General features: G+C 70.8%; 15 protein-coding genes, 5 tRNA genes and 1 pseudogene. 4 read left to right on the forward strand and 17 right to left on the reverse strand.

Annotation, left to right across the window (positions count from 1 at the left end; genetic code table 11):
- Nucleotides 1-145: 145 nt before the first annotated feature.
- The 3 genes from AMK11_RS31940 to AMK11_RS31950 form a co-directional block, all read right to left on the reverse strand.
- Nucleotides 146-1315: a D-alanine--D-alanine ligase family protein gene (locus tag AMK11_RS31940; protein ID WP_073731608.1), complete on the reverse strand. Its 1170-nt coding sequence runs from the start codon at nt 1313-1315 to the stop codon at nt 146-148.
- Between the two features lie 103 nt (nt 1316-1418).
- Nucleotides 1419-2429, reverse strand: a complete 1011-nt coding sequence (locus tag AMK11_RS31945) for an NAD(P)H-dependent glycerol-3-phosphate dehydrogenase (protein ID WP_073731609.1) — start codon at nt 2427-2429, stop codon at nt 1419-1421.
- Nucleotides 2426-3223, reverse strand: a complete 798-nt coding sequence (locus tag AMK11_RS31950; RefSeq protein WP_073731610.1) for a lysophospholipid acyltransferase family protein — start codon at nt 3221-3223, stop codon at nt 2426-2428. The genes AMK11_RS31945 and AMK11_RS31950 overlap by 4 nt, the downstream gene beginning before the upstream one ends.
- Before the next feature lie 143 nt (nt 3224-3366).
- Here AMK11_RS31950 and cofC point away from each other — a divergent pair, with 143 nt between their 5' ends.
- Nucleotides 3367-4005, forward strand: coding sequence for a 2-phospho-L-lactate guanylyltransferase (cofC, locus tag AMK11_RS31955; protein WP_073731611.1), 639 nt, complete (start codon nt 3367-3369; stop codon nt 4003-4005).
- 9 nt (nt 4006-4014) lie between these two features.
- The gene (locus tag AMK11_RS31960) at nt 4015-4218 is read left to right on the forward strand and encodes a hypothetical protein (protein WP_073731612.1); all 204 of its coding nucleotides are present in this window, start codon (nt 4015-4017) and stop codon (nt 4216-4218) included.
- A gap of 290 nt (nt 4219-4508) precedes the next feature.
- Here the strand turns inward: AMK11_RS31960 and AMK11_RS31965 are convergent, their stop codons facing one another.
- From AMK11_RS31965 to leuC, 4 genes are all read right to left on the reverse strand, one after another.
- Nucleotides 4509-5168 (reverse strand): HU family DNA-binding protein, encoded by a 660-nt coding sequence (locus AMK11_RS31965; protein WP_073731613.1) that lies wholly within the window; start codon nt 5166-5168, stop codon nt 4509-4511.
- A 137-nt stretch (nt 5169-5305) separates the two neighbouring features.
- The gene (locus AMK11_RS31970; protein WP_073731614.1) at nt 5306-5536 is read right to left on the reverse strand and encodes a hypothetical protein; all 231 of its coding nucleotides are present in this window, start codon (nt 5534-5536) and stop codon (nt 5306-5308) included.
- A 276-nt stretch (nt 5537-5812) separates the two neighbouring features.
- The gene (gene leuD / locus AMK11_RS31975; protein WP_073731615.1) at nt 5813-6406 is read right to left on the reverse strand and encodes a 3-isopropylmalate dehydratase small subunit; all 594 of its coding nucleotides are present in this window, start codon (nt 6404-6406) and stop codon (nt 5813-5815) included.
- A 5-nt stretch (nt 6407-6411) separates the two neighbouring features.
- Nucleotides 6412-7839 carry a 3-isopropylmalate dehydratase large subunit gene (gene leuC / locus AMK11_RS31980; protein ID WP_073731616.1) on the reverse strand — a complete coding sequence of 476 codons (1428 nt, stop codon included), beginning with the start codon at nt 7837-7839 and terminating at the stop codon, nt 6412-6414.
- 197 nt (nt 7840-8036) lie between these two features.
- Here leuC and ndgR point away from each other — a divergent pair, with 197 nt between their 5' ends.
- Nucleotides 8037-8753: an IclR family transcriptional regulator NdgR gene (ndgR, locus tag AMK11_RS31985; protein ID WP_073731617.1), complete on the forward strand. Its 717-nt coding sequence runs from the start codon at nt 8037-8039 to the stop codon at nt 8751-8753.
- 75 nt (nt 8754-8828) lie between these two features.
- Here the strand turns inward: ndgR and AMK11_RS31990 are convergent.
- Nucleotides 8829-9224: pseudogene (locus AMK11_RS31990) on the reverse strand (monooxygenase family protein).
- Between AMK11_RS31990 and AMK11_RS37130 the strand changes: the two are divergent.
- Nucleotides 9184-9465 (forward strand): hypothetical protein, encoded by a 282-nt coding sequence (locus AMK11_RS37130; protein ID WP_073731618.1) that lies wholly within the window; start codon nt 9184-9186, stop codon nt 9463-9465. The pseudogene AMK11_RS31990 and the gene AMK11_RS37130 sit on opposite strands and share 41 nt — an antisense overlap.
- 23 nt (nt 9466-9488) lie before the next feature.
- Here the strand turns inward: AMK11_RS37130 and AMK11_RS32000 are convergent.
- From AMK11_RS32000 to AMK11_RS32040, 9 genes are all read right to left on the reverse strand, one after another.
- Nucleotides 9489-9561: transfer RNA gene (locus AMK11_RS32000), tRNA-Glu, on the reverse strand.
- A 44-nt stretch (nt 9562-9605) separates the two neighbouring features.
- Nucleotides 9606-9677: transfer RNA gene (locus tag AMK11_RS32005), tRNA-Gln, on the reverse strand.
- 20 nt (nt 9678-9697) lie between these two features.
- Nucleotides 9698-9770: transfer RNA gene (locus AMK11_RS32010), tRNA-Glu, on the reverse strand.
- Nucleotides 9771-9799: 29 nt separating this feature from the next.
- Nucleotides 9800-9872: transfer RNA gene (locus tag AMK11_RS32015), tRNA-Glu, on the reverse strand.
- A 39-nt stretch (nt 9873-9911) separates the two neighbouring features.
- Nucleotides 9912-9983, reverse strand: a tRNA-Gln gene (locus AMK11_RS32020).
- 92 nt (nt 9984-10075) lie between these two features.
- Nucleotides 10076-10810: an HAD family hydrolase gene (locus tag AMK11_RS32025; RefSeq protein ID WP_073731619.1), complete on the reverse strand. Its 735-nt coding sequence runs from the start codon at nt 10808-10810 to the stop codon at nt 10076-10078.
- A gap of 56 nt (nt 10811-10866) precedes the next feature.
- Nucleotides 10867-11262: a RidA family protein gene (locus AMK11_RS32030; RefSeq protein WP_073731620.1), complete on the reverse strand. Its 396-nt coding sequence runs from the start codon at nt 11260-11262 to the stop codon at nt 10867-10869.
- A 106-nt stretch (nt 11263-11368) separates the two neighbouring features.
- Nucleotides 11369-12853: a glutamate--tRNA ligase gene (gltX, locus tag AMK11_RS32035; RefSeq protein ID WP_073731621.1), complete on the reverse strand. Its 1485-nt coding sequence runs from the start codon at nt 12851-12853 to the stop codon at nt 11369-11371.
- Nucleotides 12846-13622 carry a fumarylacetoacetate hydrolase family protein gene (locus AMK11_RS32040; protein WP_073731622.1) on the reverse strand — a complete coding sequence of 259 codons (777 nt, stop codon included), beginning with the start codon at nt 13620-13622 and terminating at the stop codon, nt 12846-12848. The genes gltX and AMK11_RS32040 overlap by 8 nt, the downstream gene beginning before the upstream one ends.
- Nucleotides 13623-13636: the final 14 nt, after the last annotated feature.

The following is a 13636-nucleotide window of genomic DNA, read 5'->3' on the forward strand; positions in this document are numbered from 1 at the left end:
GGCCCGGGCGCGTTGGTCACCGAGCTGTGGCACAACGCGGACAACGCACTGCCGCCCGCGGGCGAGCGGGCTGGGAAACCCGCTGATCATACTGCGAGAAGGCGACCCCCGAGGGGGCCGCCTTCTCGTCCGTGCGCGGGAGACGTCAGCGCAGTCCCGTGGAGCGCCGCAGCGCCGCCTGGACCAGCCGGTCCACCAGCTCCGGGTAGCTCACTCCGGTCGCCTGCCACATCTGCGGGTACATGGAGATCGGCGTGAAGCCCGGCATGGTGTTGATCTCGTTGATCACGAACTCGTCGTCCTCGGTGAGGAAGAAGTCCGCGCGGACCAGCCCTTCGCAGGAGGCCGCGTCGAACGCCGCGACCGCGAGCCGCCGGACCTCGGCGGTCTCCTCGTCGGTGAGCGGGGCGGGGACGACGCCGGGCGTGGAGTCGATGTACTTGGCCTCGAAGTCGTAGTACGCGTGCTCCGAGGGCGGCGGGATCTCGGCGGGGACGGAGGCCCGGGGCCCGTCCTCGAACTCCAGCACCCCGCACTCGATCTCCCGGCCGCGCAGCGCCGCCTCGACGAGGATCTTCGGGTCGTGGCGCCGGGCCTCCTCGATCGCCTCGTCGAGGCCGGAGAGGTCGTCGACCTTGGTGATGCCGATCGAGGAGCCCGCCCGCGCGGGCTTCACGAACAGCGGCCAGCCGTGCTCGCCGGCGAAGTCGACGACCTTCTTGCGGGCGGCGGAACGGTCCTGCTCCCACTCGCGGGGGCGGATCACCGCGTACGGGCCGACCTTCAGCCCGTAGGAGGTGAACACCGCCTTCATGTACTCCTTGTCCTGGCCGACGGCCGAGGCGAGCACGCCCGAGCCGACGTAGGGCACGCCGGACAGCTCCAGCAGGCCCTGGAGGGTGCCGTCCTCGCCGTAGGGGCCGTGCAGCACGGGGAAGACGACGTCGACCTCGCCGAGGGCCTTGGGCACCGAGCCGGGTTCGCTGTAGACGACCTCGCGGCTGGCGGGGTCGACGGGGAGCACCACGGCGCCCTCGGTCGACTCGGCCAGTTCCTCGACGTCGGGCGTACGGCGGGCGGTGATCGCCATGCGTTCCGGTTCGTCGGCGGTCAGGGCCCACCGGCCGTCCCGGGTGATGCCGATCGGCAGGACGTCGTACTTCGTCCGGTCGATGGCCGCGAGGACGGCGCCGGCGGTGACCACGGAGATCCCGTGTTCGGAGCTGCGTCCGCCGAACACGACGGCCACACGCGGCTTGCGAGCGGGCTGCTCCGGACTCTGCTCGGGGCTCTGGGGGAGGTTCTCGGTGCTCATATCGCGTTGAGAGTACCCGCCCGAGGTGCCCCGAGACAGCGTCGGCGGGGCCGCGTGGCGCGAGCGGGGCGCGGGTGCCGGGCGGGTTCCGGTCGAGTGTCGCTCAGCGTCGTTCGGGCTTCGCGCTGCGCGACATCAGCTCCTTGACCGCCACCATCGGGGCCTTGCCCTCGTGGACGATCGCGACGACCGTCTCGGTGATCGGCATGTCGACGCCGTGCCTGCGGGCCAGATCCAGCACGGACTCGCAGGACTTGACGCCCTCGGCGGTCTGCCTGGTGACCGCGATGGTCTCCTGGAGGGTCATGCCCTTGCCGAGGTTGGTGCCGAAGGTGTGGTTGCGGGACAGCGGAGAGGAGCAGGTCGCCACCAGGTCGCCGAGCCCGGCGAGGCCGGAGAAGGTCAGCGGGTCGGCGCCGAGGGCGACCCCGAGGCGGGTGGTCTCGGCGAGGCCTCGGGTGATGAGGGAGCCCTTGGCGTTGTCGCCCAGGCCCATGCCGTCCGCGATGCCGACGGCCAGCCCGATCACGTTCTTCACCGCGCCGCCCAGCTCGCAGCCGACGACGTCGGTGTTGGTGTACGGGCGGAAGTACGGCGTGTGGCAGGCGGCCTGGAGGCGCTGGGCGACCGACTCGTCGGGGCAGGCGACGACGGCGGCGGCGGGCATGCGGGCGGCGATCTCCCGGGCCAGGTTGGGGCCGGTGACCACGGCGACGCGCTCGGGGCCGACCTTGGCGACGTCCTCGATGACCTCGCTCATCCGCATCGCGGAGCCGAGTTCGACGCCCTTCATCAGCGACACCAGTACCGTGCCGGGCGCCAGCAGCGGCGTCCAGTCGGCGAGGCCCGCGCGCAGGGTCTGGGAAGGGATCGCGAGGACGGTGAAGTCGGCGCCCCGCGCGGCCTCGGCGGCGTCGGTGGTGGCGCGCAGGTTCGCGGGGAGTTCCACGCCGGGCAGGTAGTCGGGGTTGGTCCGGTCCGAGTTGACGGCGTCGGCGAGTTCGGCGCGGCGCCCCCACAGGGTGACGTCGCAGCCGGCGTCGGCGAGGACCATGCCGAAGGCGGTGCCCCACGACCCGGTGCCGAAGACGGCCGCCTTGACGGGCTCGCTCACGTGCTCTGCCCTTCCGCCTGCTGCGGCTGCTCGTTGTGCGTGTGCTCGTTGTGCTGGTTCTGGGCCTGCGTGCGACGCCGCTGCTCGATCCGCTCGCGGCGCGGGTCGTAGGGCGTCTCGGGCGCCTTCTCGCCGCGGATCTCCTCCAGCTGGCGGGTGACGGCGGCCATGATGACCTCGGTGGCCTCCTTCAGCAGCTCCGCGGTCATCTCCCTGTCGTAGAACCTCGACAGGTCGACCGGCGGGCCCGCCAGGACCTGGTGGGTCTTGCGCGGCAGGAGGTGGGGCTTCTTGGCGTAGGGCGGCAGCAGTTCGTTGCAGCCCCACTGGGCGACCGGGATCACCGGGCACTTGGTCTGCAGGGCGACGCGCGCGGCACCGGTCTTGGCGGTCATCGGCCAGCCGTCCGGGTCGCGGGTGAGGGTGCCCTCGGGGTAGAAGGCGACGCACTCGCCGCGTTCCACGGCGTCGATCGCGGCCCGGAAGGCGCTGAGCGCGTCCGCGCTCTCGCGGTAGACGGGGATCTGTCCGGTGCCCCGCATCGCGGCGCCGACGAATCCTTTCTTGAAAAGGCCGCTCTTCGCCAGGAATCGCGGGACGCGCCCGGTGTTGTACTGGTAGTGCGCGTACGCGAAGGGGTCGACGTGCGAATTGTGGTTCACAGCGGTGATAAATCCACCGTCGGCCGGAATGTTCTCCATTCCCCGCCAGTCCCGCTTGATCAGAACCACGAGCGGCGGTTTGCAGATCACCGCGGCCAGGCGGTACCAGAAGCCGATTCTGCGGCGGGGCACGCTGACACCTTTCCTCCAGGGCCTGGGGCCGGACAAGTGTCGCCCCGGGCCGCCCGTCTGTCGAGAACACCGTACGCCCCGGAGAGTGAACCGGCGGATCTCCCAGGTGACAATGGCGGCGACGAGAGAAGGACGGAACGCTCGTGCAGTGGACCTTGGTCGTACCCGTAAAGCCCCTCACCCGGGCCAAGAGCAGGCTGGCGGACACCGCGCACGACGGGGTGCGGCCGGGCCTCGCGCTGGCGTTCGCACAAGACACCGTGACAGCCGCCCTGGCCTGCCCGCAGGTGGCGGATGTGGCAGTTGTCACGGACGACGCCCGGGCGGGGCGGGAGCTGGCGAAACTGGGCGCCGGGGTCGTTCCGGACGAGCCGGGCGGCGGTCTGAACGCCGCCCTGGCGCACGGGGCGGCCGTGGTGCGGGCGAGGCGTCCCGCACGTCCGGTGGCCGCGCTCAACGCCGATCTCCCCGCACTGCGGCCGGCCGAATTGGCGCGAGTCCTGGCGGCGGCTTCCGAATTCCCGCGTGCATTCCTCGCCGACGCGGCCGGAATCGGCACGACCCTGCTGGCCGCGGCGCCGGGCCGTGAATTGACTCCGCATTTCGGGGCGGACTCCAGGTCCCGGCACCGCGCGTCCGGCGCGGTGGAACTACGGCTCGGCGAGGTGGATTCCGTACGGCAGGACGTCGACACCGGCGGTGATCTGCGCGCCGCGCTCGCGCTGGGAGTGGGACCCCGTACGGCCGCGGTGGCCGCGCGGCTGCTGATCGCCGGGCAGTAGGCTGCCGGCATGCAGGCGACCGCTTACACGTACGACCCGGAAGAGCGCAGCGGGCAGGTGCTGCTCGACGACGGCACACCGGTGCCCTTCGACGCGGCGGCGTTCGACGCGGGGGGCCTGCGGCTGCTGCGGCCCGGGCAGCGGGTACGGATCGAGACCGAGGGCTCGGGCGCGGAGCGCAGGGTCACGCTGGTGACGTTGCAGACGTTCTGACCGGACGCGCGGGAGCTCTGACGGCCGGGCGCGGCAGATGTGACGACGGCCGGAGGGCCGGATGCGCTGACGGCCGGGCTCCGCAGGCCATTCCGACCGACCAGGCACCGCAGGCCACTCCGACCCGCCAGGCACCACAGGCCGTTCTGACCGGCCCCGCGGCGTCGCGGGCTCCCTTCTCCCGGCCGGGCACCGCGCCCGTCGCGCACACGCCGCGGGCCGGACTCCGAGAGGGAGTCCGGCCCGGCGCGTGAGTGCCCGTGCGGCCTGCCGCGTGCCGCGTGCCGCTGCTACTTCTTGCGGGCGGTGGCCTTCTTGGCGGTGGTCTTGCGGGCGGTCGACTTCTTGGCCGGAGCCTTCTTCGCCGTCGCCTTCTTGGTGGCGGGGGCCTTCTTGGCCGTGGTCTTCTTCGCCGCCGCGGTGGTCTTGGCGGTGGACTTCTTGGCGGGAGCCTTCTTCGCCGTCGCCGTCTTCGCCGCCCCGGTGGTCTTCTTCGCGGTGGTCTTCTTCGCCGCCGCGGTCGTCTTCTTGGCCGCGCCCGTGGTCTTCTTCGCGGCGCCCGTGGCCTTCTTGGCGGCGGCCTTCTTGCCCGCGGCCTTGGAGATGGTGGGCGGCGGACCGGACAGGCTGCCCTTGGGGGCCTTCTTGACCGCGATGTCGTTCTTCGGAAGCTTCTTCGAGCCGCTCACCAGGTCCTTGAAGCCCTGACCCGCGCGGAAGCGCGGCACGGACGTCTTCTTGACCCGTACCCGCTCACCCGTCTGCGGGTTGCGGGCGTAACGGGCCGGGCGGTCGACCTTCTCGAAGGAACCGAAGCCGGTGACCGAGACCCGGTCGCCCGCGACCACTGCGCGGACGAGTGCGTCCAGGACCGCGTCGACAGCGTCGGCGGCCTGCTGGCGACCGCCCAGCTTGTCGGCAATCGCTTCTACGAGCTGCGCCTTGTTCACGTCTTCCCCTTCGGAGACATCGCCAGAACGAATCTGTTCAAGCTTTTTCGCACGTTAGGCAGATATATACCGCAAATCAAACACGAAACGGGCTAATCACCCTTGTGCCGCAACGGACTCGGGCAGCCCCGGCCTGTTCAGCCGTCCTCTTCGGGGAAGCGACCCTCGTCGAGGTCCGCGATGAACCGCTCCAGACGCCGTTCCGCACCGGCGAGATCGTGTTTGGCCGCGGCCGTAATGACCAGCAGCTTCCGGGTCAGCGCCATCCGTACGCCCTCCGGGACTTGCAGTGCGCGCACTGTTGTGTGCGCTTCCTTGAGCCGGGACGCGACCGCCGCATAGAGCTGGAGTTGGCCGTCGTGTTCCATGCACAGATTGTGCCATCTGGGGCGAGTTGTCGCCTGCGCAGGGGGCAACTGCCGCCTCGGACGGCCATCCGGCCACACCCGGAAACCGCGCCTCCAGAACCCGCGTACCCCGGCAACCACGCCTCCAACCAGGCAAGTTGACAGCCACAGCCGTGACACGCACACGCGCGCGAACGCAGAAAAGGCTGTACCCCCGATCGGGCCGATCGGGGGTACAGCCGGGGTGTTGGATGGCCGAAACTCGACCTTGCCGGGGCCCTTGAGGAGGCCCTGCCGTCAGGCCTGGAGCGTCTGCGGCTTGAACGACGGGCGCTTCGCCTCGTACGCGGCGATGTCCGCCTCGTTCTGGAGGGTGATCGAGATGTCGTCCAGCCCGTTCAGCAGCCGCCAGCGGGAGTTCTCGTCCAGCTCGAAGGAGGCGGTGACGCCCTCCGCGCGGACCTCACGGGCCTGGAGGTCGACCGTGACCTCGGCCTGCGGGTCGTTCTCCGTCAGCTCCCACAGCGCGTCCACGACCTTCTGGTCGAGAACCACGGTGAGCAGCCCGTTCTTCAGCGAGTTGCCGCGGAAGATGTCGGCGAAGCGGGAGGAGATCACGGCCTTGAAGCCGTAGTTCTGCAGCGCCCAGACGGCGTGCTCACGGGAGGAGCCGGTGCCGAAGTCGGGGCCGGCGACCAGGACCGTGGCGCCCGCGCGCTCGGGCCGGTTGAGCACGAACTCCGGGTCCTTGCGCCAGGCCTCGAACAGCCCGTCCTCGAACCCGTCCCGCGTCACCTTCTTGAGCCAGTGGGCGGGGATGATCTGGTCGGTGTCGACGTTGGAGCGGCGCAGCGGGACGGCCCGGCCGGTGTGGGTGGTGAATGCTTCCATGGCTCTCAGACTCCAGCGGGCGTGGGGACGTCGGCGGCGAGGTCGGCCGGGGAGGCCAGGTGGCCCAGGACCGCCGTCGCGGCGGCGACCTGCGGCGACACCAGGTGGGTGCGGCCGCCCTTGCCCTGCCGCCCCTCGAAGTTGCGGTTGGAGGTGGACGCGGAGCGCTCACCGGGGGCGAGCTGGTCCGGGTTCATGCCCAGGCACATCGAGCAGCCCGCGTGCCGCCATTCGGCGCCGGCCTCCTTGAAGACCACGTCCAGGCCCTCGGAGACGGCCTGCAGACCCACCCGCGCGGACCCGGGGACGACCAGCATGCGTACGCCGTCGGCGACTTTGCGGCTGCGGACGATCTCGGCGGCGGCGCGCAGGTCCTCGATGCGGCCGTTGGTGCACGAACCTACGAAGACGGTGTCCACCTTGATGGAGCGCAGCGGCTGTCCGGCCTCCAATCCCATGTACTCCAGGGCCTTTTCGGCGGCGAAGCGCTCCGAGGCGTCTTCGTACGAAGCCGGGTCGGGGACGGCGGCGGACAGCGGCGCGCCCTGGCCCGGGTTGGTGCCCCAGGTGACGAACGGCGACAGCTCGGCGGCCTCGATGACCACCTCCGCGTCGAACTCGGCGTCGTCGTCGGTGCGCAGCGTGCTCCAGTACTCGACGGCCGCATCCCAGTCGGCGCCCTCGGGGGCGTGCGGGCGGCCCTGGAGGTAGGCGAAGGTGGTCTCGTCGGGGGCGATCATGCCCGCGCGGGCACCGGCCTCGATGGACATGTTGCAGATGGTCATGCGGGCCTCCATCGAGAGCTTCTCGATGGCCTCGCCCCGGTACTCCAGGACGTAGCCCTGGCCGCCGCCGGTACCGATCTTCGCGATGATCGCGAGGATCAGGTCCTTGGCCGTGACACCCTCGGGCAGTTCCCCGTTGACGGTGATCGCCATGGTCTTCGGGCGGGCCATGGGCAGCGTCTGGGTGGCCAGCACGTGCTCGACCTGGGAGGTGCCGATACCGAACGCCAGCGCGCCGAACGCGCCGTGCGTGGAGGTGTGCGAGTCGCCGCAGACCACGGTGGTGCCGGGCTGGGTCAGGCCCAGCTGCGGGCCGACGACGTGCACGACGCCCTGCTCGACGTCGCCCAGCGGGTGCAGCCGGACGCCGAAGTCCGCGCAGTTCTTGCGCAGCGTCTCCAGCTGGGCCCGGGAGACCGGGTCCGCGATGGGCTTGTCGATGTCGAGGGTCGGGGTGTTGTGGTCCTCGGTGGCGATGGTCAGGTCGAGCCGGCGCACGGGGCGGCCGCTCTTGCGGAGGCCGTCGAAGGCCTGCGGGCTGGTCACCTCGTGCAGCAGGTGCAGATCGATGAAGAGGAGGTCGGGCTCGCCCTCGGCGCGCCGGACGACGTGGTCGTCCCAGACCTTCTCCGCGAGTGTCCTACCCATCGCTTTCCCTTCGGCCGGCGACAACGCGACGGCCCAACTAGAGATCTTGGGGAAGCGGCGCCCGCACCCCTGTGTTTCCGGGCAACCGCCACCAGGCCCTTTCGTCACGGGCCGCTGTGACTTCCTGCCATCAAGAGTGGCGGGTTCCACGGAAAATTGAACTTGCGTTTCACAGAGTGAGACGGGAGTATCGTTTCATGGACAACAGTAGCGGCGTCGGCGTTCTGGACAAGGCGGCCCTCGTCCTGAGCGCTCTGGAGTCCGGCCCGGCCACCCTCGCGGGACTGGTCGCGGCGACCGGACTGGCACGACCCACGGCCCACCGCCTGGCCGTGGCACTGGAACACCACCGCATGGTGGCGCGCGACATGCAGGGCCGTTTCATTCTCGGCCCGCGCCTGGCCGAACTGGCCGCGGCGGCCGGTGAGGACCGCCTGCTCGCCACGGCGGGCCCGGTGCTCACCCACCTCCGTGACGTGACGGGCGAGAGCGCCCAGCTCTACCGCCGCCAGGGCGACATGCGCATCTGCGTCGCGGCGGCCGAGCGTCTGTCCGGTCTCAGGGACACGGTCCCGGTCGGCTCCACGCTCACGATGAAGGCCGGTTCCTCGGCGCAGATCCTCATGGCCTGGGAGGAGCCCGAGCGCCTCCACCGGGGTCTGCAGGGCGCCCGCTTCACGGCGACGGCGCTGTCCGGCGTGCGGCGCCGGGGCTGGGCCCAGTCGATCGGCGAGCGCGAGCCGGGCGTCGCGTCCGTCTCCGCGCCCGTGCGCGGCCCCTCGAACCGCGTGGTGGCCGCCGTCTCCGTCTCCGGCCCCATCGAGCGCCTCACCCGCCACCCGGGCCGCATGCACGCCCAGGCGATCATCGACGCCGCCGGCCGCCTCTCCGAGGCCCTGCGCCGCTCGGGCTGACCCTGCCCGGGTACGCGACCGGGAACGGGCCCGCCTCAACGCCGCGGCGGGCCCTCCCCTGACGCACGGCCGCGGTCAGGCCGTACTCACCGCGTGTTCACGCCCTTTCGGCCCCGCCCGCTTCCCCGACCGGTGCGCGAACCGGTCCTCGGCCCGTCTGCCCCGCCGCTCCAGCGGTACCCGGCCGTGTGCCGCGGCGAGCTCGAAGGGCGGCATGTCCGCGTAGACCGACTCGCAGGCCCCTCCGGCACGACGTACGCCTCGTGCCACAGCCCCACGTGCCCGCGCACCTTCCGCGCCCGCTCCTTGCGGCTGACGAACGCCCACGCCCGGTGGTGGAACATGTCGGGCGAGTGGGCGTACCGGTAGAGCTTCTCCCAGGACCGGCAGCCAGTGGTGCACCGCCCAGAAGCGGTTGATCCGCATGCCGATGAGCAGGACGACCACGTCGCCCTCGGCGGGCCGGACCATCTGGCTCGGCGCGGCGCTGCGGGCGCTGCCGCGGGCGGAGGTGGACCGGCTGGACTACCCGTGGGACGCGGAACCGATGGCACCGTACGGGCAGTTGATGCACGAGGTGGCCCGCAGGGATCTGGACTTCATGGAGAGCCACGGCTCGGAGGCGGAGAAGGCGGGCGCTGCACCGGCTGGCGCAGGAGGAGTCGGCACGGCGGTAAGGCGTCGAGTGAACGCCGAAGGGGCTCCCGCCTGAGCGGGAGCCCCTTCGGACTCGTGTACCCCCGACCGGATTCGAACCGGCGCTACCGCCTTGAGAGGGCGGCGTGCTAGGCCGCTACACAACGGGGGCGTGGATCTCGCAAGCGTTTCATGCTGAACCGCCGCTGATCCGAGCTGGTCTACCAGGACTCGAACCTAGACTAACTGAACCAGAATCAGTCGTGCTGCCAATTACACCATAGACCAATGTGGTTTAGACCAGTTTGTACCCCCGACCGGATTCGAACCGGCGCTACCGCCTTGAGAGGGCGGCGTGCTAGGCCGCTACACAACGGGGGCCCTAGCGATCATCTCGTGAGAGATCACCGTACCCCCGACCGGATTCGAACCGGCGCTACCGCCTTGAGAGGGCGGCGTGCTAGGCCGCTACACAACGGGGGCCTTGCGGATGTTCTCCGCGGCGCAGATAAGCTCTGCGAGCTGGCCTACCTGGACTCGAACCAAGACTAACTGAACCAGAATCAGTCGTGCTGCCAATTACACCATAGGCCACTGGAACGCAAGCCCCTGAGGGGATCTTGTTCTAGCTTTGCGCTTCCGGTTCCCGGCCTTTCGGCCCGCTCCCCGGCGGCGCAGGAAGAACATTACCCGAAGGTGGACGGGGCTCCAAAACGAGTATCGGCACCGAGGAGCGCCGGGAGTTCGGACAGGGACGCGATACGGCGTGGTCCGGCGGGCGGGTCGAGGGTCGCGTACGCGCCGCCGCGGTCGATCCACACCGACAGCAGCCCGGCTTCGGCGGCGCCGCGGCCGTCGATCTCCGGGTGGTCGCCGACGTACGCGACCTCCTGCGGGGCGAGGGAGAGGGCGTCGCAGGCTGCGAGGAAGGCGTCGGGCTCGGGCTTGGAGACGCCCAGCTCGGCGGCGCACAGGATGGCCTCGAAGCGGTCGTGCACGCCGAGGACGCGCAGCTTGCGGTCCTGGACGGTGAGGCTGGAGTTGGAGAGCACCGCGTGCCGGTGGCTGTCGGCGAGAGCGTCCAGGACGGGCATCACGTCCGGGAAGAGGGACCAGGCGGCCTCGTAGTGCGTGACGTAGCGCTGGAACCAGCCGTCGGCCTCGGTGTCGGTCAGCTCCGGCCAGCCCAGGAAGACCCGGGTACGGTCGCGGCGCTGTGTGACGAAGTCGACTTCACCGGCCGCGAATCTCGCCCACTGCCGGTCGGTGATCTCCCGCCAGCGCACGAGGGCCTCCTCGGCCGTCCCGTACCCGGCGAGCAGCCCCTCGGCGACCAGGTGGGCGCGCATGCCCTCGCGGTCGGCGGTGGTGTAGTCGAAGAGGGTGTCGTCGACGTCCCAGACCACGGCTTTGATCGGCATGGGGCCAGCCTAGGGCGTACGGACGGTGGGCGCCCTGGAGTCGGCGCACACGGCCCCTACTGGGCGGCGAGGCCCTCGATCTCGACGAGCATCCGCGGGTCGGACAGCGCCCGGACCTCGGCCAGCAGGCTGGCGGGGCGGCAGTCCGCGGCGGCCAGCTCGTCCAGTACGGCGTCGTAGTGGGCCGTGACCGCCTCGATGTCGACGGTGAGGATCCTGACCTGCACGAGGTCGCTCAGGGTGAACCCGGCCTTGTCCAGCGTCTCGGCCAGGCGCCGGAAGGTCAGCCGGAGCTGGCCGCGGACGTCGCCCACGGCGGCGATGCCGCCCTCGTCGTCCCGGGCCTCGTGACCGGCGACCACGAGCCAGCGCCGGGGCTGTTCGACGAGTACGGCCCGGCTGTAGGCCAGGCGGTCCCCGATGAAGCGTGGGTCGATGTCCTCGCGGTGCATGCCGTCAGTTTGCGAGGGCTTCGCTGACTGCGCCGGTCGGAGGGACCCGGGCGGGGTACGGGAAGGGCGGCGCCCGTATGGACGCCGCCCTTCATACGTGCTGCGGTTATGCCGCGAGGCGTGCCAGCGCCGCGTCGATGCGGGTCAGCGCCTTCTCCTTGCCCAGGACCTCCAGGGACTCGAAGAGGGGCAGGCCGACCGTGCGGCCGGTGACGGCGACGCGGACGGGGGCCTGGGCCTTGCCGAGCTTGAGGCCATGGGCCTCCCCGGCGGCCAGGACGGCCTCCTTGAGGGACTCCGGGGACGTCCAGTCGGCGGCGTCCAGCTTCTCCCGGGCCGTGCGCAGGAGCGCGTCCGAGCCCTCCTTCATCGCCTTCGTCCAGCTCGCCTCGTCGAAGACCGGCTCCGGCAGGAACAGGAAGTCGACGTTGTCGGTGATCTCGGAGAGGACCTTGAGGCGGGTCTGCGCGTGCGGCGCGATCGCCTGCCACTTGGTCTCGTCGAAGTCCTCGGGCGCCCAGGGGGCGACGGGGGCCTTCAGCCAGGGGCGGCAGCGCTCGGTGAAGTCCTTGACCTCCAGCAGGCGGATGTGGTCGCCGTTGATCGCCTCGCACTTCTTGAGGTCGAAGCGGGCCGGGTTGGGCTGGACGTCGGAGACGTCGAAGGCCGCGACCATCTCCTCGATCGTGAAGATGTCCTGGTCGGCCGAGAGCGACCAGCCGAGGAGGGAGAGGTAGTTGAGCAGGCCCTCGGGGAGGAAGCCGCGCTCGCGGTACAGGTTGAGGCTCGACTGCGGGTCGCGCTTGGAGAGCTTCTTGTTGCCCTCGCCCATGACGTACGGCAGGTGGCCGAAGGCGGGGGTCTCCTTGGCGATGCCCAGCTCGGTCAGCGCCTTGTACAGGGCGATCTGGCGGGGAGTGGAGGAGAGCAGGTCCTCGCCGCGCAGGACGTGGGTGATCTCCATCAGGGCGTCGTCGACCGGGTTGACGAGCGTGTAGAGGGGGGCGCCGTTGGCGCGGACGATGCCGTAGTCCGGGACGTTCTCGGGGAGGTAGGTGATCTCGCCGCGGACCAGGTCCGTGAAGGTGATCGGCTCGTCGGGCATCCGGAAGCGGACGATGGGCTCGCGGCCCTGCGCCTTGTACTCCTCGGCCTGGGCGTCGCTCAGGTCGCGGCAGTGGCCGTCGTAGCCGGAGGGCTTGCCGGCGGCGCGGGCAGCCTCGCGGCGGGTGTCCAGCTCCTCCTGGGAGCAGTAGCAGCGGTAGGCGTGGCCGGCGTTCAGGAGCTTCTGGGCGACGTCCTGGTAGATGTCCATGCGCTGCGACTGGCGGTACGGCGCGTGGGGGCCGCCGATCTCGGGGCCCTCGTCCCAGTCGAAGCCCAGCCAGCGCATCGAGTCCAGGAGCTGCTCGTACGACTCCTCGGAGTCGCGGGCCGCGTCGGTGTCCTCGATGCGGAAGACCAGCGTGCCCTGGTGGTGCCGGGCGAACGCCCAGTTGAACAGGGCCGTGCGGACCAGGCCCACGTGGGGGTTGCCGGTCGGCGAGGGGCAGAAACGGACACGGACTGCTGGGGCGGATGCGCTAGCCACGCTTGACAACCTTGTTGGTGAGAGTGCCGATGCCTTCGATGGTGACGGCGACCTCGTCGCCGACGTTGAGGGGGCCGACCCCAGCCGGGGTGCCCGTGAGGATCACGTCGCCGGGGAGCAGCGTCATGGCCTCGGAGATGTTGACGACCAGGTCCTCGATGGAGTGGATCATCTCGCTGGTGCGGCCGAGCTGGCGCTGCCCGCCGTTGACCGTCAGCTGGATGGTCAGGTCGGCCGGGTCCAGGTCGGTCTCGACCCAGGGGCCCAGCGGGCAGGCGGAGTCGAAGCCCTTGGCCCGGGCCCACTGCTTCTCGCGGCGCTGCACGTCGCGGGCGGTGACGTCGTTGGCGCAGGTGTAGCCGAAGATCACGTCCTTGACGCGCTCGCGCGGCACCTCGCGGCACATGCGGCCGATGACGACGGCGAGCTCGGCCTCGTGGTGCAGTTCCTCGGAGAAGGAGGGGTACTGGATGGCGTCGCCGGGGCCGATGACCGAGGTGGACGGCTTGAAGAAGGCGAACGGGGCGTCGGGCACCTCGTTGCCGAGTTCGCGGGCGTGTTCGGCGTAGTTGCGGCCGAAGGCGACGACCTTGTTGGGCAGGACGGGCGGCAGCAGCCGCACCTTGCTCAGGGGCACCTTGGTGCCGGAGAGCTCGAAGTCCGCGAACGGGATGCCCTTGATGATGTCGAGGACGAGCTGGTCCGGCTGGTCGCCCTCGACCGCGCCGAAGGCGACGTTCCCGTCGATGGAGAACCTGGCGATGCGCACGGGTTGCTTGGCCC

Source organism: Streptomyces sp. CB02414, assembly GCF_001905385.1.
GTDB lineage: Bacteria > Actinomycetota > Actinomycetes > Streptomycetales > Streptomycetaceae > Streptomyces.

Excerpts from the sequence above, each read along its gene's own strand:
- AMK11_RS31940 (WP_073731608.1), bottom strand. The coding sequence starts at position 1,315 with ATGAGCACCGAGAACCTCCCCCAGAGCCCCGAGCAGAGTCCGGAGCAG.
- AMK11_RS31960 (WP_073731612.1), top strand. The coding sequence starts at position 4,015 with ATGCAGGCGACCGCTTACACGTACGACCCGGAAGAGCGCAGCGGGCAG.
- AMK11_RS31970 (WP_073731614.1), bottom strand. The coding sequence starts at position 5,536 with ATGGAACACGACGGCCAACTCCAGCTCTATGCGGCGGTCGCGTCCCGG.
- leuD (WP_073731615.1), bottom strand. The coding sequence starts at position 6,406 with ATGGAAGCATTCACCACCCACACCGGCCGGGCCGTCCCGCTGCGCCGC.
- leuC (WP_073731616.1), bottom strand. The coding sequence starts at position 7,839 with ATGGGTAGGACACTCGCGGAGAAGGTCTGGGACGACCACGTCGTCCGG.
- ndgR (WP_073731617.1), top strand. The coding sequence starts at position 8,037 with ATGGACAACAGTAGCGGCGTCGGCGTTCTGGACAAGGCGGCCCTCGTC.
- AMK11_RS37130 (WP_073731618.1), top strand. The coding sequence starts at position 9,184 with ATGAGCAGGACGACCACGTCGCCCTCGGCGGGCCGGACCATCTGGCTC.
- AMK11_RS32025 (WP_073731619.1), bottom strand. The coding sequence starts at position 10,810 with ATGCCGATCAAAGCCGTGGTCTGGGACGTCGACGACACCCTCTTCGAC.
- AMK11_RS32030 (WP_073731620.1), bottom strand. The coding sequence starts at position 11,262 with ATGCACCGCGAGGACATCGACCCACGCTTCATCGGGGACCGCCTGGCC.